Raw genomic sequence first — 17294 nt, 5'->3', positions numbered from 1 at the left:
GATATCTTGCCTGCAATCCGGCAAGGATCGGCGGCAGAACTTCGGTGCCGATGACCTCGCTCGCGCTGATGCGCACCGTGCCGCTGACTTTGTCCTTCGAAGCGGAGGCTGCCCGCAACAAAGCGGCGGCCGTGCTCGCCAAAGTCTCGGCATAGGGTTTCAGAACCACGGCGGCATCAGTCGGCAGCAGGCCCTGCTGCGAACGCGTGAACAGCTCTGCACCGACCGATTGCTCCAATGCAAGGATATGACGGCCGACTGTCGGCTGCGTCAGGCCGAGTTCGCGCGCAGCGGCCGACAGTGAGCCATGCTCCAGCACGGCTAGAAAGGTACGATAGAAATCCCAGCTTGGCTCAGCGAGTTGTATCATACATTTATGTATAGCATCTCCAGACTTTTCGGCAATTTCGTTTATCGCGAGTCCAAAGCATAGTCACCTCATCGAAAAACCGATGGAGATGACGATGAACAGCAAGATGGAAAACACGAAGACAGCCTTGATACTCGGCGCTACCGGCGGGATCGGCGGTGCTGTCGCGGAAGGGCTTGCCCTTCGCGGCTGGTGCATCCGGGCGCTGAACCGCAATGCGGCCGAGGCGGCCAGCCGCCGGCCGGAATTTGACTGGCTCCAGGGCGATGCCATGCAGGCGGAGGATGTTCTGAGGGCCGCGCAAGGTGCCGATGTCATCGTCCATGCGGTCAACCCGCCCGGCTACCGCAATTGGGGCAAGCTCGTCCTGCCGATGCTCGACAACACCATCGCAGCAGCAAAGGCAGTCGGCGCGCGGATCGTGCTGCCCGGTACGGTCTATAATTTCGGTCCCGATGTTTTCCCGAATGTGACGGAAGACAGCGCTCAACAGCCGAAGACCCGCAAGGGGGCGATCCGTGTACAGATGGAGCGGCGTCTGCGGGCGGCCGCAGAGCAGGGCGATGCGCCTGTTGTCATCGTTCGCGCCGGCGATTTCTTCGGCGGCTCCCGCGCCAACAGCTGGTTTTCGCAGGCGATGGTGACACCGGGCAAGCCGATCAGTTCGATGACCCATCCGGGCAAGCGCGGCATCGGCCACCAATGGGCCTATCTCCCCGACGTTGCCGAAACAATGATCCGGCTGATCGAGAAGGGCGACGAGCTGCCCGCTTTCGCCGTCTATCACATGCGCGGTCATTGGGATGGCGATGGTCGGCAAATGGTCGATGCCGTTCAGCGTGTGCTTGGGCACAAAGTGAAAGTGAAGGCATTCCCCTGGTGGTTCGTGCCGCTCGCCGCTCCCTTTGTTCCGTTCATGCGGGAATTGCGTGAAATGAGCTATCTCTGGGATGTGCCGCTGGAGATGCGGAACGACAAGCTGCTGACTGTGCTCGGTGAAGAGCCCCATACGCCGATCGATGAGGCCATTCGGAGCAGCCTGACGTCGATCGGCTGCCTGCAGGCGGCATGAGGCCGGCCAAGGTGTAGGAATGCGTCCTGAGCTTTGTCTACCCGCTCAATTCAAACGCTCTTACGGAAGAAAGCCCCCGCAACGTGGGTTGCGAGGGCTCCTTACCGATATCAGAACATGTCAGAAAGCCGAATTCAGGCTGCCTCGTCCAGCGTCGGATAATCGGCGTAGCCTTCGGCCCCGCCGCCATAGAGTGTCGCCTGGTTCCATTGGGCCAATGGGGCGTTTTCCTTCAGCCGACGGACAAGATCCGGATTGGAAATGAATGGCTTGCCGAAGGCAACAACATCGGCCTTGCCGCTTTCGACAGCTTCGATCGCCATCTCTCGGGTATAGGCGTTGTTAAGCATCCAGCCGGCCTTGCCGCCGGCGGCCTTGTAGGCTGCGTGCAGGGCGTCGTAGTCGAAGGGCAGGAAATCACGCTTGCCGCCGGTCTGGCCTTCGATGACGTGGATGTAGGCGAGACCGTATTTCGCCAGACCTTCGATAACATGGGTGAAGAGCTGCTGCGGGGCCGCGTCGCTGGCGTCGCCGGATGGCGTGACCGGCGAAATGCGGATCGCAGTGCGGCCGGCGCCGACTTCCCTGGTGACGGCATCGACCACTTCGAAAAGGAAGCGGGCGCGATTTTCGATCGAGCCGCCATACTGGTCCGTGCGGTCGTTGATATCGCCGCGCAGGAACTGATCGATCAGATAACCGTTGGCGCCATGGATCTCGACACCGTCGAAACCGGCATCGATCGCGGCGCGGGCAGCCTTGCGATAATCTTCGACAATGCCTGGAATTTCGGCGGTTTCGAGCGCACGCGGCTCGGAAACGTCGGCAAAGCCGCCGGCGCCGTCATTGTTGACCAGATAGGTCTTCGAGTTTTCGGCGCGCCTGGAGGTGGAGGAAACCGGTTTGCCGCCGTTCGGCTGCAGGGTCGTGTGGGAGATGCGGCCGACATGCCACATCTGTACGACGATCTTACCGCCATTGGCGTGTACCGCGTCCGTCACCTTCTTCCAGCCATCGAGCGCTTCCTTGCTGTAAAGGCCGGGAACGTTGGCATAACCCTGACCCTGATGGGTGATCGCCGTCGCTTCGGTGATGATCAGGCCCGCAGTGGCGCGCTGGGCATAATATTTGACGTTCAGCTCATTCGGCACGGCATTCGGTGAGCGATTGCGCGTCAGAGGCGCCATGACGATGCGGTTGGCGATGGAAATATCACCCAGCTTCATCGGTTCGAACAGTTTGGTCATGGATCGTCCTTTCTATTGGCAGTGGGGGAGGAGAGGGATCAGGATGAGGCGAGCGCCTTGTCCTCGAAACGTGTGGGAATGAAAATCGGCAGGCCAGTCAGAAAGCAGACGGTCGCCATTGCCGAATCGGTAAGCGCCGTCTGCGCTGGAGAAAAGCTCGCGTCGATGGTGGAGATGCTAGGTGCGAGAACGGTGAGCGTAGCAGCCATTTCAGAGTTCCTTCTGCATCGCTTCAAGGAATTCGGCGATGATTTCCTCGTTGCGCTTGTAGAAAATCCACTGGCCCAGGCGCCGCGTCGTTACCAGACCGGCGCGATGCAGCGTGCCGAGATGAGCGGAAACCGTCGATTGCGACAGGCCGCAGCGCTCGAATTGGCTGGCGCAGACGCCAAGCTCCAGCGGGTGTTCCTGGGTCGGAAAATGGGCGTGCGGATCTTTGAGGTGATTGAGGATTTCGAGCCGCGCCGGATGCGCCAGAGCCTTCAGTATCTCGTTCTTGTCCATGACGTTCACCGCATGAATATCGAATAACTTCGATTTATGTATCGACGATTTTCGATATATCAAGGCCGATGCGGAACATTATTTTCTGCAAGGGCAGCTGGTGCGTATGCCTAGAAATTGGGCAAAAAAAAGAGGGCCGCCGGAGTAAACCAGGGCCCTTATAGGTGTGAAGGTCAAAACCTCCAGAGGGGAACAGCCAATGCGGTGGAACTGGGAGGAAAAGCCACCATGTGCATCAGCTGTGTGCGTTATGATGCTAATTTGTGCAGTGCGCAATGCTTTTTTGTGCATGGCAGTTATGCATTTGGCGGGCTGGCGGAAAAAGAGCAAAAAAAAGGGCCTACGGAGTGAACCGTGGCCCTATAGGTATGAAGGTCAAAAACCTCCAGAGGGGAACAGCCAATGCGGTGGAACTGGGAGGAAAAGCCACCATGTGCATCAGCTGCAACCGATATGGTGGTTTAGTGTGCAGGCTTCAACTCTATTTTGTGCATATCAGCTATGCATCATATGCGTGGCTGATATATATGCCCTAAAAAGGGTTCGTTATCAGTGACTTACCTTCGTCAGAAATTCCAGTTACGGGCCTTTGACACGATAAAATCACGGAAAACCTTGAGCTTAGCCGCGTTTTTCATCTCGTCAGGATAGCAGAAATAAGTGTCGAAGGATGGCACGTCGGCATTGATTGCGAGCTGAATGAGACCCGGGTCGCGGCCGACGATATAGTCAGGCAGAACAGCGATGCCGATGCCGAGCAGGCAGGCGCGCTTGATCGACGTCTGGCTGTTGATCTGGAGATGCGGCACGCGCTTGTTGTCGGACGAACGGCCGGCGATCTCAAGCCAGTTGACGTCGAGCAGATAGTTCGGGGCCGGCTCGCCGAAGCTGATGATGCGATGCTCGTCCAGATCCTCCACCGACTGCGGCTCGCCGTAGCGGTTGATGTAGGAGGGGGCTGCATAGACGTGCATATGTACGGTGAAGAGCTTGCGCTGGATCAGATCCGACTGCTGTGGCTGGCGCAGACGGATAGCGCAGTCCGCATGGCGCATGTTCACGTCCAGCTCCTCGTTGTCCAGGATGAGCTGGATCTGCATGTCGGGATAGAGCTGCAGGAACTCCTGGATCTTATCGGTGAGCCAGCCCTGGCCGAGGCCGACCGTCGTCGTCACGCGCAGCTTGCCGCTCGGCTTGTCGGTCGTCTCGGTCAGTTGCATCTTGACCGTTTCGAGCTTCAGCAGAACGTCGTGTGCCGTGCGGTACAGCAGCTCACCCTGTTCGGTCAGGATGAGGCCGCGCGCATGGCGATGGAAGAGCTTTATGCCGACATCCTGCTCGAGAGCGCTGACCTGCCGGCTGATGGCGGATTGGGATAAATGCAATTTGTCGGCCGCATGCGTGAACGAACCCGCTTCGGCAGCTGCGTGAAAGATACGCAGCTTGTCCCAATCCAATGGCATGCCGTTTCCCCTCATCGGCTGCATTACTCCGCAGCCACGGCGACGGGCATGTGCCCTGTCAAATAGCGTTCCGCCTCAAGCGCGGCCATGCAGCCCATCCCCGCTGCCGTGATCGCCTGTCGGAACGTGTCGTCGGTCACGTCGCCGGCGGCATATATGCCTTCGACGCTGGTCGCGGTCGAATCGGCAGCGGTCCAGAGATAGCCATTGTCCTTGAGTTTCAGCTTGCCCTTGAACAGTTCGGTCGCCGGCGCATGGCCGATGGCGACGAAAACGCCGTCTATCGGCATTTCGGTGATGGCACCGGTGCGCGCATCGCGCAGGCGGGCACCCGTGACCGACGGCGGCATCGGCGGCTTGGCCGGAGTGCCAGTAATCTCGGCAACTTCGGTGTTCCAGAGGATATTGACGTTCGCTTTGGCGAACAGGCGTTCCTGCAGGATCTTTTCCGAACGGAACGTATCGCGGCGATGCACCACGGTCACCGATTTGGCAATGTTGGAGAGATAGAGTGCTTCCTCGACAGCGCTGTTGCCGCCGCCGACGACGATAACGTCCTTGTTGCGATAGAAGAAACCGTCGCAGGTGGCGCAGGCGGAAACACCGAAGCCCTGGAAATGCTGCTCGCTCTCGATGCCGAGCCACTTTGCCTTGGCGCCGGTAGCAATGATGAGGGTGTCGGCGGTCCAGATCTGGCCGCTATCGGTATGGGCAACGAAGGGGCGCTTGCTTGTGTCGACTTCGGTCACAAGGTCGTTGACGATCTCGGCGCCGACATGCTGAGCCTGCTGCAGCATCTGCTCCATCAGCCACGGGCCTTGGATCGGATCGGCAAAACCCGGATAGTTCTCGACATCCGTCGTGATCATCAGCTGGCCGCCCTGCTCCAGACCAGAGATCAAGACAGGCTGCAGCATCGCGCGCGCGGCGTAAACCGCAGCGGTGTAGCCGGCTGGGCCGGAACCGATGATGAGCACCTTCGTGTGGCGGGCAGGCATTGTCAGTCCTTTCAAATTTCAGCGATTGGGAAACCGCGGCTTCAAACGCGCAAAGCAGGCGATTTCACGATCCGCCGCTTCATTTATGATTGCCTTATGCATTTATTCAAGGGCAGCCTTGCATTACACACAGAGCAAATCGGCTTTGTGTAAGAATCAATTACACAAGAGAAACTTTCTTGCGTATTTCCGTGCCTTATATAGAAGCTGGCGAGGGGGAATTAAAGAAAGGCAATCAAAGTGCTTCGCGCTGAACTCGATGCCATCGATATCAAGATTCTGCGGGAACTCCAGCGGGACGGACGGATGACCAACGTCGAACTCGCAGATCGGGTCGGCATTTCCGCGCCGCCATGCCTGCGCCGGGTGCGCAAGCTGGAGGAAGCGGGCGTCATCGAAGGCTATCACGCCATGCTGAACAGCCCAAAGCTGGGCTTCGATCTGGTGGCATTCTGCATGGTCGGTCTCAAGCATCAATCGGAAGCCAATCTCAAGGCTTTTGCCAGCGCGACCGCGGCGTGGCCGCTGGTCCGGCAGGCGTGGATGGTTTCCGGCGACAGCGACTTCCTGCTGCATTGCGTTGCCGAAAATCTCACTCGATTCCAGGATTTCGTTATCGAGGTTTTGACCGCGAACGAACATGTCGATACGGTACGCACGATGTTGACCATCAGGCAGGTCAAGAAGCTTGGACTGGTAGAGCTATAGATAGATGAGGCATCGCCCCTGGCATCGATCGGTGATCAAGTCCGGTGTGCGCGTATTCCTGGGCAGTTCGCTGGCACATGTGCAGGACTGGTTTCCCGGGCTTAGCATCATCCGCAGCCAGGCTCTCAGCGAAGTCCATTATCGGGGGGCGAAAGTCGCAAGCCTTGCCGGCATGGATCGGTTGCGCGAGCGCTGCGGCGAAACAATCTATATTGTCGGTTCAGGCCCATCGATCGGAGATTGCGACCTGAGCAGTCTGGAAACCAACAGCGCCATTCTTCTGAACGGCGCCATTGAACTGACGGGCGAACGGATCGCCGAGCCGCTGGCCATCGCCATCGAGGACGAGCGTTTCGTCTGGCGTCACGGCGACATGATGCGCAGGAAGATCGCGCCGGGCTCGCTCTGCCTGTTTTCCGTTGCCGTGCTGCGTGCGCTTTGCGAAATCGACAAGGGATGGGTGGTGGACAAAAGCATCATTCTGATCGATGACATCCGCAAGCCCTATGGCGCTCACCGCCGGTCGCTCGACGATCTCAAGAAGCTCCAATATGTGCGCGTAGACGCAACGGGATCGGCCGGCTTCTCGCTCTCGCCGGATCGCGGCGTCTTTCTTGGGGGATCGGTTGCCGTATCTGCGCTGCAATTTGCCCTCTATTGTGCAAAGCAAATGATCGGCTTTCTAGGTATTGATATTTCCAACGCCGGAGAGCCGCGCTTTTACGAAGACGCGAGCAACATGGCTTTTTCCGGCATAGCGCGGGCCGAGCAGCGCATCATCCAGCATCTTGTGCTCGCCCGGCAGATCGCGGTGGAGCGCGGCGTTTCCTTCGTCAACTATTCCCGCGTTTCTGCGCTGCGGAAATATGATTTCGGTTACGATGATAGGTTCGCAGCGCGACCAGAGCCGGATGATTTTAGGTCTATTCGACCTAAAATCTGAATCCGCTCTAGAATCAAGGAAGTAGAGCATGATGTCGTCCGAAAACCGAGCACACTTTTCGGCGTCATGCTCTAGCAGGCGTGACGCCTGCCGGAGCTTTGCATCGATGCATCGTTTCGGACGTGCCGGGACGGGATGAAACTCAGCCGGATATGGCAAGCTTGCGTGAAGAACGAGGCTTGCCACTTCGAGGGCAGGCTCACCTATCGGCGACAAGCAGCTGCTTGTAAATCTCGCCGATGGCGGTCGCTTCCTTTTCCAGTGCGAATTCGCTGCGTACATGGAGCACGCCATTCGCGCCCTGGCGAAGTGCCTCCTCCGGATTGGCCAGATAGAAGGCGATCGCCTTGGTGAGGGCTTCGCCATCACCGGCGGGGACGACGGTGCCGGTTTCGCCCGGAACGATCATCTCGGCATAGGCGCCTGCATCCGATGCGACGACGGCCGTTCGGGAGGCCATGGCTTCCAACGGCGTCAGGCCGAAGCCTTCATTGCGGGAAGGGGCGACATAAAGAGTGGCGCGGCGGTACCAGGGCCTGATGTCGTCGACTTCGCCGAAAAAGCGGATACGGTCCGATAGGCCGGCGGCAGCCACCATTTTCTCCAGCTCATCGCCAAAACCGCGATGCTCGGCAGTGACGCGACCGCAGATCACGGCCGTCCAGTCGGGATAGCGCGGCAGGAGCTCTATCATCGCCTTGACGAAAAGATCGGTACCTTTTTGATGGCGGATGCGCCCGAAGCAGCCGATCAGATAGGAGCCGGGCAGACCGGTTGCGGCCATGCGGTCATCGGGCTTTTCGGGCGGATGGAAGCGGTTGAGATCGACGCCGTGCTGGATGACGGTATGCGGCACTTCGAGAAAGCTGCCGGAGCGGGTGCTGGTGGCGATGACGGCGTCCATCCGGCGGATGAGCCAACGGGTATAGCCGGTATGGCGGCGCTGGGCCGCCGAGGTGAAGACCAGCTTCAAAGGCATGCGCAGAACGGAGCGCAGCAGCAAACCAACCAGCATTTCGTTGTTGCGGCGGGCGTGCCAGATGCGCACGCGATAGCGGCGCGGCCTGATCCAGAGGCCGGGCAGCCGGAGCCAGCCGAGTTTCGGCAGATCTTCCGGCAAGCCAGGGCCGAGCGTTGCTATGTGATAGCCGAACTCGACCTGCTTGGGGATTAGCTGCACGATCGTCGACGTAACGCCGGATAACCGGCGTTTGAAATTCGTCGCTATGATTTCGATCTCACTGAGATCGCTCGCATGCGCTGACTCGCGATCGCGCACGGGCGATCAGCCCCAGGAGACGGAGAGGATTTCGTAGGCCTTGGCGCCGCCAGGTGCATTGACCTCGATGGAATCGCCGACTTCCTTGCCGATCAGGGCACGAGCGATCGGTGAGGAGATGGAGATGCGGCCTGCCTTCACGTCGGCTTCCTGGTCGCCGACGATCTGGTAGATCTTCTCTTCGTCGGTGTCCTCGTCGACAAGCTTGACCTTGGCGCCGAACTTGATCTTCGAGCCGGACATCTTGGTGAGGTCGATGACTTCGGCGCGGGCCGTCAGGTCTTCGAGCTCGGTGATGCGGCCTTCATTGTGGCTCTGGGCTTCCTTGGCTGCATGGTACTCGGCATTTTCGGAGAGGTCGCCATGGGCGCGTGCTTCCGCGATTGCCTCGATGATTCGCGGGCGCTCTTCCTGCTGACGCCAGCGCAGCTCTTCCTGCAGCTTGACGAACCCGTTCTGTGTCATCGGTACCTTTTCAACCATTTGCCTTGTCCTTCACTCCCTGCGCTGCTCTTCCGCACACACAAAAGAAAACAGGTTCCGAAGCGGTACTTCGGAACCAGTAGAGCCATTATTTTGTCATCTATAGCAGATTGCGACAGCCGATTTCCAGAAAATTCGATGCTTTAAGGAGTGCCGCTGCCCGGTCGCGGAAGCGCGAACACTACTGCCGGCGATCGGCGGCGTATCGTTTCGACGCTTGCCGCGCCGTATGACAGGGCATCACGGTGAATGTGAGCTGGCTATCGTTGCCGCATTCACCGTGACCCGGATCCTGGTCGTCAGAAATAGCTCTGCAGCGGCTGGACTTCGAGGTTTCCGGCCTTCAGCGCCTTGATCGCCATGGCGGCCGCTTCGGCACCGGCCATTGTGGTGTAGTAGGGCACCTTCTGCATCAGAGTTGCACGGCGCAGCGACTTCGAATCCGAGATCGCCTTGTTGCTGTCGGTCGTGTTGATGACGAGCTGGACCTGGCGGTTGCGGATGGCATCCTCGATATGCGGACGTCCCTCAAGAACCTTGTTGATCTTGGTCGCCTCGATACCGTTTTCAGCGAGGAAGCGCTGGGTTCCGCCGGTTGCGAGCACCTTGAAGCCCTGTTCGACCAGCATGCGGATGGCCGGCAGCACGCGCGGCTTGTCTTCGTCGCGAACCGAGACGAAGACCGTTCCGTCACGCGGCAGTTCCACGCCGGCGCCGAGCTGCGACTTGGCGAAGGCCAGCGCGAAATCGGTGTCGAGGCCGATGACTTCACCGGTCGAGCGCATTTCCGGTCCAAGCAGAGTATCGACGCCGGGGAAACGGGCGAAGGGGAAGACGGCTTCCTTGACGGCGATGTGCTTCAGCTTGCGCGGATCGGGCTTTTCGCCATAGGCGGCGAAGGCCGCATCCAGCTTCTCGCCGGCCATGACGCGAGCGGCGATCTTGGCGATCGGCGCGCCGATGGTCTTGGCGACGAAGGGCACCGTACGCGAGGCGCGCGGGTTGACTTCGAGCACATAGACTGTGTCGTCCTTGATGGCGAACTGCACGTTCATCAGGCCGCCGACATTCAGAGCCTTGGCCATGGCTTTCGCCTGGCGCTCCAGCTCGTCGATCATCGCCGGAGAGAGCGTGCGAGGCGGCAGCGAGCAGGCGGAGTCGCCCGAATGGATGCCGGCCTCTTCGATGTGTTCCATGATGCCGGCGACATAGACGTCGGTGCCATCGGACAGGCAATCGACATCGACTTCGATGGCGTTCGTCAGATAGCTGTCGAACAGCAGCGGGTTCTTGCCGAGCAGCGTGTTGATCTGGCCGGTCTTGTCGTTCGGATAGCGCTGCTTGATGTCTTCCGGCACCAGTTCCGGAACGGTATCGAGCAGATAGCCCTGCAGCTGGCCTTCCGAGTGGATGATCTGCATGGCGCGCCCGCCGAGAACGTAGGACGGGCGCACGACCAGCGGGAAGCCGATTTCGGAGGCGACGAGGCGCGCCTGCTCGACGGAGTAGGCAATGCCGTTGTTCGGCTGATTGAGATCGAGCTTCATCAGGAGCTTCTGGAAGCGGTCGCGGTCCTCGGCAAGGTCGATCGCGTCCGGAGCGGTGCCGAGGATCGGGATGCCGTTCTTTTCCAGCGCTTCGGCGAGCTTCAGGGGCGTCTGGCCGCCGAACTGGACGATGACGCCGACCACTTCACCCTTTTCTTGCTCTGCGCGCAGGATTTCGATGACGTCTTCCGCTGTCAGTGGCTCGAAATAGAGACGGTCCGACGTGTCGTAGTCTGTCGAAACCGTTTCCGGATTGCAGTTGATCATGATCGCTTCATAGCCTGCATCCTTCAGCGCGAAGGCGGCATGGCAGCAGCAATAGTCGAATTCGATGCCCTGGCCGATGCGGTTCGGACCGCCGCCGAGGATGACGACCTTCTTGCGGTCGGAAACCTGCGCTTCTGAGCGAGCGGCGCCGACGAATGGCGTCTCATAGGTCGAATACATATAGGCGGTCGGCGAAGCGAATTCGGCGGCGCAGGTGTCGATGCGCTTGAAGACCGGACGGACGTTCAGCGAATTGCGCAGTTCGGCCACTTCCTTCGGGCGCTTGCCGGTCAGCGTCGCAAGGCGCGCGTCGGAGAAGCCCATGGCCTTTAGCATGCGCAGATTGGCGGCATCCTGCGGGAGCCCATGCTCGCGGATGCGGCCTTCCATGTCGATGATGTTCTTCAGCTGCTCGAGGAACCAGGGGTCGATCTTGCAGCCTTCATGCACTTCTTCGATGCTGAGCCCCAGGCGCAGCGCCTGGGCGACCATGCGCAGGCGGTCGGGCGTCGGCGTTCCGATTGCGGCGCGAATGGCGTTGCGGCTGCCTTCGCCTTCTTCCGTGCCGGGAATTTCGATCTCGTCCAGACCCGTGAGGCCGGTTTCCAGGCCGCGCAGTGCCTTCTGCAGCGATTCCGCGAAAGTACGGCCGATCGCCATGACTTCGCCGACCGACTTCATCGCCGTGGTCAGGACCGGGGAGGCGCCGGGGAACTTCTCGAAGGCGAAACGAGGGATCTTGGTGACGACATAATCGATCGACGGCTCGAAGGAGGCGGGGGTCGCGCCGCCGGTGATGTCGTTTTCCAGTTCGTCCAGCGTGTAGCCGACGGCGAGCTTGGCCGCGACCTTGGCGATCGGGAAGCCGGTGGCCTTCGACGCGAGGGCGGAGGAGCGCGACACGCGCGGGTTCATTTCGATGACCACGAGGCGGCCATCCTGCGGATTGACGGCGAACTGCACGTTCGAGCCGCCGGTTTCGACGCCGATCTCCCGCAAAACCGCGATCGAGGCGTTGCGCATGATCTGGTATTCTTTGTCCGTCAGCGTCAGCGCCGGAGCGACGGTGATCGAGTCGCCGGTGTGAACGCCCATCGGATCGATGTTTTCGATGGAGCAGATGATGATGCAGTTGTCCGCCTTGTCGCGGACGACTTCCATCTCATACTCCTTCCAGCCGAGAACCGATTCTTCGATCAGGACTTCCGTGGTCGGCGAGGCGTCGAGCCCGCCGCCGACGATCTCGAAGAATTCCGAGCGATTATAGGCGATGCCGCCGCCCGTGCCGCCGAGCGTGAAGGACGGGCGGATGATGGCGGGCAGGCCGACATGGTCGAGCGCCTGAGCGGCGACCGCCATGGCATGGCTCATATAGCGCTGCTTGCGGTCGCTTTCGCCGAGGTTCCATTGATTTTCAAGCTCGTCGAGCGCCTTGTCGAGTTCTGCGCCGGTGAGCGATGCCTTGAGCTTGCTGCGTTCGGCTTCGTGCGTCTTGCGGTCGGCATCCTTGATGTCGGTGGCGTTTGCCAGCATGGAGCGCGGCGTTTCAAGGCCGATGCGGGCCATGGCTTCGCGGAAGAGCGCCCGGTCCTCGGCCATGTCGATCGCGGCGGGCTTCGCGCCGATCATCTCGACATTGTAGCGATCCAGCACGCCCATGCGCTTCAGCGAAAGCGCAGTGTTGAGCGCAGTCTGGCCGCCCATCGTCGGCAGCAGCGCATCCGGACGCTCCTTGGCGATGATCTTGGCGACGACCTCAGGCGTGATCGGCTCGACATAGGTCGCGTCCGCGAGACCCGGATCGGTCATGATCGTTGCGGGGTTGGAGTTGACGAGGATGACGCGGTAGCCTTCCTCTCGAAGAGCCTTGCAGGCTTGCGTGCCGGAATAGTCGAATTCGCAAGCCTGCCCGATAACAATCGGTCCTGCACCGATAATGAGGATCGATTTGATATCTTGGCGCTTCGGCATGGGTTCTCATCCGTTTTTTCGTTGCGCGAAAAACCGGCCAGGGTGGGAGATCACCGGCCGGGGGCGCATGGGCAAATATTTTCAGGCTAGAAGCGGCTTATAGGCAAATGTGTTTGTAAACGGAACCCCATAAATGGCGGAATCGACATGAATTCTGCAGGCTTTGGTCACATTAGCCGAAACGATGGCGGACGGCCTCGACGTAGGAGCGGCTGACGGGCACCGCCGCTCCATCGCGGGCAATGACGAAAAGCTTGCCGTTGTCGCGTTTCAGGCGGGCGACATGATCGGCCGCAACCCAATGGGATCGATGCACGCGTATGCCGTCGATATCACCGATTTCCGTCAGAGCATCGCCAAAGCGCAGCAGGACGAGTTCGCGACCGCGCGTCGTTACGACCTCGGTATAGTGATCGCGCACCGTGAGCCTTACCAGCGCGCCCCGGTTTTCCGGTTTCAAGCGTGAGAGAATCGGCGGCTGCGGTGTCTGCAGGCGAATCTCGCTTGCTGCGATAGGCGTTGTTTTCGTCTCCGTGAGGTCCGGTCCCGCGACTGCTACCTGCCGGTGCATGGTCAGATAAGACAGAATACAAAAGAGAGCGCAAAGCGGAATGGCGCCAAGCGATTGATGCAGGCTGTCGGCCACCGACGGCATTGTTCCGAAAAATGCGAAGTTGACGACCGAGATGCCGAAGCCGATCGGCAATGCGGCAACGATCGAACCAATCATCATACGGGCGAACATGCCCGCCATATGCCCGCGCAGGAGGATTTCGGCGGCGATGGAAAAGACGATCGCTGTGGACCAGGCCATGGCCTGAAGGACAAGCCAATAGCCGAAGCGCGGGCCTAACATCAGCCGGGCAAGCGTGCCGTAGGGGCCGGTTATGGCGAAGATCAGGACGACCGTCACGAAGGTTGCCCAAAGCCTCGGCGAGCGCCAGGCGACCTGCAATTCGCGAAGCGTGGATTGCAGAAAGGTGTGATCCACGAATTTTCCCGTTTTTCCAAGCAATTTCGATTGAGAGAACAGCAGTATCACGAAAAGGCTCGGTAAACTCAATCGGATACAGATCATGACTTTCGAGCCGCTTCTTGATGCCCCAACCGCGATCCAGATTCATGTCGCAGCGGTCGTTCCGGCCGCCTTGCTGGGGGCCTATCTCCTTGTCAGGCCGAAGGGGACGCCGCGGCATCGCCTGCTCGGCAAGATCTGGCTGACCCTGATGGCCGTCGCGGCGCTGTCGAGCTTCTTCATCCATCAGATCAACGTCTTCTACGGTTTCAGCCCGATCCACGTACTCTCTATATTCGTTCTCTTCGGTTGCTGGCGAGCGATCGCCAATGCCCGCAAGCGCAATATCGAGGCGCATAAGCGCATCGTCAGAGGCCTCTACCTGGGCGGGATCGTCGGTGCAGGCGCTTTTACCTTCCTTCCCGGCCGTATCATGAACGAAGTGGCGTTCAAGGGTGACGAAACGGCTCCGTTTCTGGTCGTGGTGGGCACAGCCAGCGCGCTTTTATGGCTGATGGCTAATGAATTACGGCGTCGTCGCAGTTTAAGCTGATGTTCTGTCGATACCCAACTGGCGTTGTTGCTCTTCCTGGATATATAAATGCCTCAAGGGACTTTGGTTTTGGGCATCGCCAGGAGGTGCGCTATGGATTGGAAGGGGCGTCGGCAATCCGACAATATCGAGGACGAACGCGGCTCATCGCCCATGGACGGCGGCATGGGAGGCGGCGGCTTCCGTTTCCCCGGCGGAGGGATTGGCGGCGGCGGCTTGAGCTTCCGCACTATTATCGTGCTGATTGTAATTTTCCTGATCCTGAGAGCCATGGGCGTCGATGTCATGGGTCTGCTGCAGCAAACCGGCATGCTGCAGGGCGGCGGCTCCGGATATCAGCAGAGCACCTCCGCCGGCAGCGGCGGCCAGCCGGCCAATGACGAGATGAAGCAGTTCGTCGCGACCGTTCTTGCCGATACGGAAGATACCTGGACCGGCATCTTCAAATCGATGGGCAAGACCTATACCGATCCGAAGCTTGTGCTGTTCTCCGGCAGCTTCCCTTCAGCTTGCGGCCAGGCTTCGGCCGCCACCGGTCCTTTCTATTGTCCGAGCGACCAGAAGATCTACCTCGACATGGCCTTTTTCAAGCAGATGAAGGATCAGTTCGGTGCGGCCGGCGATTTTGCGCAGGCTTACGTCGTAGCGCACGAAGTCGGCCACCATGTTCAGGACCAGCTCGGCATTCTGCCGAAGTTCAATCAGGCCCGCCGCAACATGAGCGAGGTGGATGCCAACAAGATGTCGGTGCGCATCGAGCTGCAGGCCGATTGCTTTGCGGGTATCTGGGGCAAGTTTACCCAGCAGAAAGGAATCCTGCAGACCGGCGATCTGGAAGAGGCGCTGAATGCGGCACAGCAGATCGGTGACGACACGCTGCAGAAGCGCACGCAAGGCTACGTCGTTCCCGACAGCTTCAACCACGGCACGTCGGCGCAACGCATGAAGTGGTTCAAGCAGGGCTTCGATTCCGGCAAGCTGACGGATTGCGACACGCTGAACAATCCGGTCTGATTTCACTTGCCCGCTTCCGGATGCAGAGGCGGGCAAGCCATTCCCTCATCACTTCTCGCTGTCGAGATGCGTAAGCTGAGCTTCTGGATATCGGCCGCCGGCTGCGGCATCTCTCGGGATCGCACGTTCGATCGAGGCCATATCGGCTTGCGACAATTTGACCGAGAGTGCTCCCAAGGCCTCCGTGAGGCGATCGCGGCGGCGGGCGCCGATAACGGGGACGATGTCCTTGCCCTGCGCTGCGACCCAGGCAATCGCGATCTGGGCGACGCTGGCACCCTTCGCCTCGGCGATCTCTCGCAGCGCTTCCACGAGTTCCAGGTTCTTCTCGACGTTTCCGGCCTGGAAGCGCGGGCTCATCGCGCGGAAATCGCCTTTTTGGACGCTGTCTTTCTGCCAGTGGCCGCTGATGAGGCCGCGTGAAAGAACGCCATAGGCGGTTATGCCGATGCCGAGTTCGCGGCAGGTCGGCAGGATCTTGTCTTCGATACCGCGCGAGATCAGCGAATATTCGATCTGCAGGTCGACGATCGGATGGATAGCGGCTGCGCGGCGGATAGTGTCGGGGCCGACTTCCGACAGGCCGATGTGCCTGATGTAACCTGCCTTGATCAGATCGGATATCGCGCCGATCTGGTCTTCGATCGGCACGTTCGGGTCAAGCCGGGCTGGGCGGTATATATCGATGTGATCGACACCGAGGCGTTGGAGCGAATAGGCGACGAAATTTCTGATCGCCGCGGGGCGGGCATCGTAGCCGAGCCATGCACCGGCGGGATCACGCAGCGCGCCGAACTTGACGCTGAGCAGGAAATCGTCGCGCTTCAGTCCCTTGATGGCTTCGCCGATCAGCATTTCATTGTGGCCCATGCCGTAGAAATCGCCGGTATCAAGTAGGTTGATTGAACTAAGCCGCTGATCGCGGCGACTTGCGGCGGCCTTTGAGGAGAGCGTCCTGACTGAGAGGATGGTTGTGTTGCAACCCACCCTTCAGACAGGAGGCCCCGATGGCTGAGATGAGCCCTCTTCGCCGCCGGATGATTGAGGACATGACGATCCGCAATCTATCCCCGGCGACCCAGCGATCCTATATTAATGCAGTCCAGAAGTTCAGCCGCTATTTCGGCCGATCGCCCGATCGGCTCGGTCCTGCCGAGATCCACACCTTCCAGGTTCACCTGGTGTCAACTGGGATATCGTGGGCATCGTTAAATCAGATCGTGTGTGCTCTTCGATTTTTCTATGGGATCACGCTTGGCCAGGACGATATCCCGGATCGGATCCCCTATGCGCGCGAACCACGCAAGCTCCCCATTGTTCTGTCGGCGGACGAGGTGGCTCAATTTCTGGAGGCGGTCTCCAGCCTGAAGGCGCGCGTTGCGCTAACCACGGCCTATGCCGCAGGTCTTAGGATCGGCGAGGTCTGTGGACTGGAGGTCGAGGATATCGACAGCTCCCGGATGGTGATCCATGTCCGCCATGGCAAAGGTGCAAAAGCCCGGTACGTCATGCTTTCAAACGAACTCCTCGGCGTCCTGCGTCGCTATTGGCGCCTGTCACGTCCCACAGTGTTCCTTTTTCCAGGACGTGATGCTGACAAGCCGATCGAGCCGACAGTTTTGAATGCTGCCTGTCGGTCGGCGGTTGCCGCGGCCGGCCTTGCAAAGCGCGTCACCGTTCATACCTTGCGGCACTCCTTTGCCACGCACCTGCTCGAGAATGGAACCGATATCCGCATCATCCAGGTCCTGCTAGGCCATGCCCATCTGTCGAGCACGGCACACTATACGCAGGTTTCCACCGACACGATCCGATCGACAGCCAGCCCACTTGATCGTTTGCAACTTGAAGTGACACCGC

Annotated in this window: 17 protein-coding genes; 6 read left to right on the top strand and 11 right to left on the bottom strand. The window is 59.7% G+C overall.

What is annotated here, in order from left to right:
- Positions 1–370 (bottom strand): LysR family transcriptional regulator (locus tag Q4Q11_RS25370; protein ID WP_498571214.1); only part of this gene is annotated, 370 nt, incomplete at its 3' end.
- Between the two features lie 94 nt (positions 371–464).
- On the opposite strand from Q4Q11_RS25370, the gene Q4Q11_RS25365 reads away from it, so the two are divergent.
- Complete coding sequence (locus Q4Q11_RS25365; RefSeq protein ID WP_112506179.1) at positions 465–1442, top strand: SDR family oxidoreductase; 978 nt, start codon at positions 465–467, stop codon at positions 1440–1442.
- A 134-nt stretch (positions 1443–1576) separates the two neighbouring features.
- Here Q4Q11_RS25365 and Q4Q11_RS25360 read toward each other — a convergent pair whose 3' ends face one another.
- From Q4Q11_RS25360 to trxB, 5 genes are all read right to left on the bottom strand, one after another.
- Positions 1577–2689, bottom strand: coding sequence for an alkene reductase (locus Q4Q11_RS25360; protein ID WP_498571213.1), 1113 nt, complete (start codon positions 2687–2689; stop codon positions 1577–1579).
- A gap of 38 nt (positions 2690–2727) precedes the next feature.
- On the bottom strand, positions 2728–2898 hold the full coding sequence (locus Q4Q11_RS25355; RefSeq protein ID WP_162735532.1) for a hypothetical protein: 171 nt from the start codon (positions 2896–2898) through the stop codon (positions 2728–2730).
- Position 2899: 1 nt separating this feature from the next.
- Positions 2900–3193 carry a metalloregulator ArsR/SmtB family transcription factor gene (locus Q4Q11_RS25350; RefSeq protein WP_112505907.1) on the bottom strand — a complete coding sequence of 98 codons (294 nt, stop codon included), beginning with the start codon at positions 3191–3193 and terminating at the stop codon, positions 2900–2902.
- Between the two features lie 566 nt (positions 3194–3759).
- On the bottom strand, positions 3760–4656 hold the full coding sequence (locus tag Q4Q11_RS25345) for a LysR family transcriptional regulator VtlR (RefSeq protein WP_112344093.1): 897 nt from the start codon (positions 4654–4656) through the stop codon (positions 3760–3762).
- Between the two features lie 23 nt (positions 4657–4679).
- A complete protein-coding gene (trxB, locus tag Q4Q11_RS25340) occupies positions 4680–5654 on the bottom strand; it encodes a thioredoxin-disulfide reductase (RefSeq protein WP_112505904.1) in 975 nt (324 codons plus the stop codon).
- A gap of 240 nt (positions 5655–5894) precedes the next feature.
- Between trxB and Q4Q11_RS25335 the strand changes: the two genes are divergently transcribed.
- Together Q4Q11_RS25335 and Q4Q11_RS25330 are read left to right on the top strand one after the other, a co-directional pair.
- Positions 5895–6362: an Lrp/AsnC family transcriptional regulator gene (locus tag Q4Q11_RS25335; protein WP_034476732.1), complete on the top strand. Its 468-nt coding sequence runs from the start codon at positions 5895–5897 to the stop codon at positions 6360–6362.
- A gap of 4 nt (positions 6363–6366) precedes the next feature.
- Positions 6367–7305: a glycosyl transferase gene (locus tag Q4Q11_RS25330; protein ID WP_113216339.1), complete on the top strand. Its 939-nt coding sequence runs from the start codon at positions 6367–6369 to the stop codon at positions 7303–7305.
- A gap of 199 nt (positions 7306–7504) precedes the next feature.
- Here the strand turns inward: Q4Q11_RS25330 and Q4Q11_RS25325 are convergent, their stop codons facing one another.
- From Q4Q11_RS25325 to Q4Q11_RS25310, 4 genes are all read right to left on the bottom strand, one after another.
- On the bottom strand, positions 7505–8584 hold the full coding sequence (locus tag Q4Q11_RS25325; RefSeq protein WP_498571212.1) for a glycosyltransferase family 4 protein: 1080 nt from the start codon (positions 8582–8584) through the stop codon (positions 7505–7507).
- Between the two features lie 6 nt (positions 8585–8590).
- Positions 8591–9067: a transcription elongation factor GreA gene (gene greA / locus Q4Q11_RS25320; protein WP_112505896.1), complete on the bottom strand. Its 477-nt coding sequence runs from the start codon at positions 9065–9067 to the stop codon at positions 8591–8593.
- Between the two features lie 299 nt (positions 9068–9366).
- Positions 9367–12852: a carbamoyl-phosphate synthase large subunit gene (gene carB / locus Q4Q11_RS25315; RefSeq protein ID WP_112505893.1), complete on the bottom strand. Its 3486-nt coding sequence runs from the start codon at positions 12850–12852 to the stop codon at positions 9367–9369.
- Between the two features lie 172 nt (positions 12853–13024).
- Positions 13025–13843: a LytR/AlgR family response regulator transcription factor gene (locus tag Q4Q11_RS25310; protein ID WP_112505890.1), complete on the bottom strand. Its 819-nt coding sequence runs from the start codon at positions 13841–13843 to the stop codon at positions 13025–13027.
- 85 nt (positions 13844–13928) lie between these two features.
- On the opposite strand from Q4Q11_RS25310, the gene Q4Q11_RS25305 reads away from it, so the two are divergent.
- Both Q4Q11_RS25305 and ypfJ read left to right on the top strand, forming a co-directional pair.
- Entirely contained in the window at positions 13929–14420 is a 492-nt protein-coding gene (locus tag Q4Q11_RS25305) for a DUF2306 domain-containing protein (protein WP_113337619.1), read from the top strand.
- A 93-nt stretch (positions 14421–14513) separates the two neighbouring features.
- On the top strand, positions 14514–15434 hold the full coding sequence (gene ypfJ, locus Q4Q11_RS25300; protein ID WP_113216343.1) for a KPN_02809 family neutral zinc metallopeptidase: 921 nt from the start codon (positions 14514–14516) through the stop codon (positions 15432–15434).
- A gap of 48 nt (positions 15435–15482) precedes the next feature.
- Here ypfJ and Q4Q11_RS25295 read toward each other — a convergent pair whose 3' ends face one another.
- Complete coding sequence (locus tag Q4Q11_RS25295; RefSeq protein WP_498571215.1) at positions 15483–16403, bottom strand: aldo/keto reductase; 921 nt, start codon at positions 16401–16403, stop codon at positions 15483–15485.
- Between the two features lie 38 nt (positions 16404–16441).
- On the opposite strand from Q4Q11_RS25295, the gene Q4Q11_RS25290 reads away from it, so the two are divergent.
- Positions 16442–17294, top strand: an 853-nt coding sequence (locus tag Q4Q11_RS25290) for a tyrosine-type recombinase/integrase (protein WP_498571211.1), incomplete at its 3' end; no start/stop codon positions are given.

It is taken from the genome of Rhizobium sp. UFLA01-1127 (genome assembly GCF_059803845.1).
This window is presented reverse-complemented; position numbering and strand designations above follow the sequence as displayed.

Coding starts and splice junctions, on each gene's coding strand:
- Q4Q11_RS25365 (WP_112506179.1), top strand. CDS start 465: ATGAACAGCAAGATGGAAAACACGAAGACAGCCTTGATACTCGGCGCT.
- Q4Q11_RS25360 (WP_498571213.1), bottom strand. CDS start 2,689: ATGACCAAACTGTTCGAACCGATGAAGCTGGGTGATATTTCCATCGCC.
- Q4Q11_RS25355 (WP_162735532.1), bottom strand. CDS start 2,898: ATGGCTGCTACGCTCACCGTTCTCGCACCTAGCATCTCCACCATCGAC.
- Q4Q11_RS25350 (WP_112505907.1), bottom strand. CDS start 3,193: ATGGACAAGAACGAGATACTGAAGGCTCTGGCGCATCCGGCGCGGCTC.
- Q4Q11_RS25345 (WP_112344093.1), bottom strand. CDS start 4,656: ATGCCATTGGATTGGGACAAGCTGCGTATCTTTCACGCAGCTGCCGAA.
- trxB (WP_112505904.1), bottom strand. CDS start 5,654: ATGCCTGCCCGCCACACGAAGGTGCTCATCATCGGTTCCGGCCCAGCC.
- Q4Q11_RS25330 (WP_113216339.1), top strand. CDS start 6,367: ATGAGGCATCGCCCCTGGCATCGATCGGTGATCAAGTCCGGTGTGCGC.
- greA (WP_112505896.1), bottom strand. CDS start 9,067: ATGGTTGAAAAGGTACCGATGACACAGAACGGGTTCGTCAAGCTGCAG.
- carB (WP_112505893.1), bottom strand. CDS start 12,852: ATGCCGAAGCGCCAAGATATCAAATCGATCCTCATTATCGGTGCAGGA.
- Q4Q11_RS25305 (WP_113337619.1), top strand. CDS start 13,929: ATGACTTTCGAGCCGCTTCTTGATGCCCCAACCGCGATCCAGATTCAT.
- ypfJ (WP_113216343.1), top strand. CDS start 14,514: ATGGATTGGAAGGGGCGTCGGCAATCCGACAATATCGAGGACGAACGC.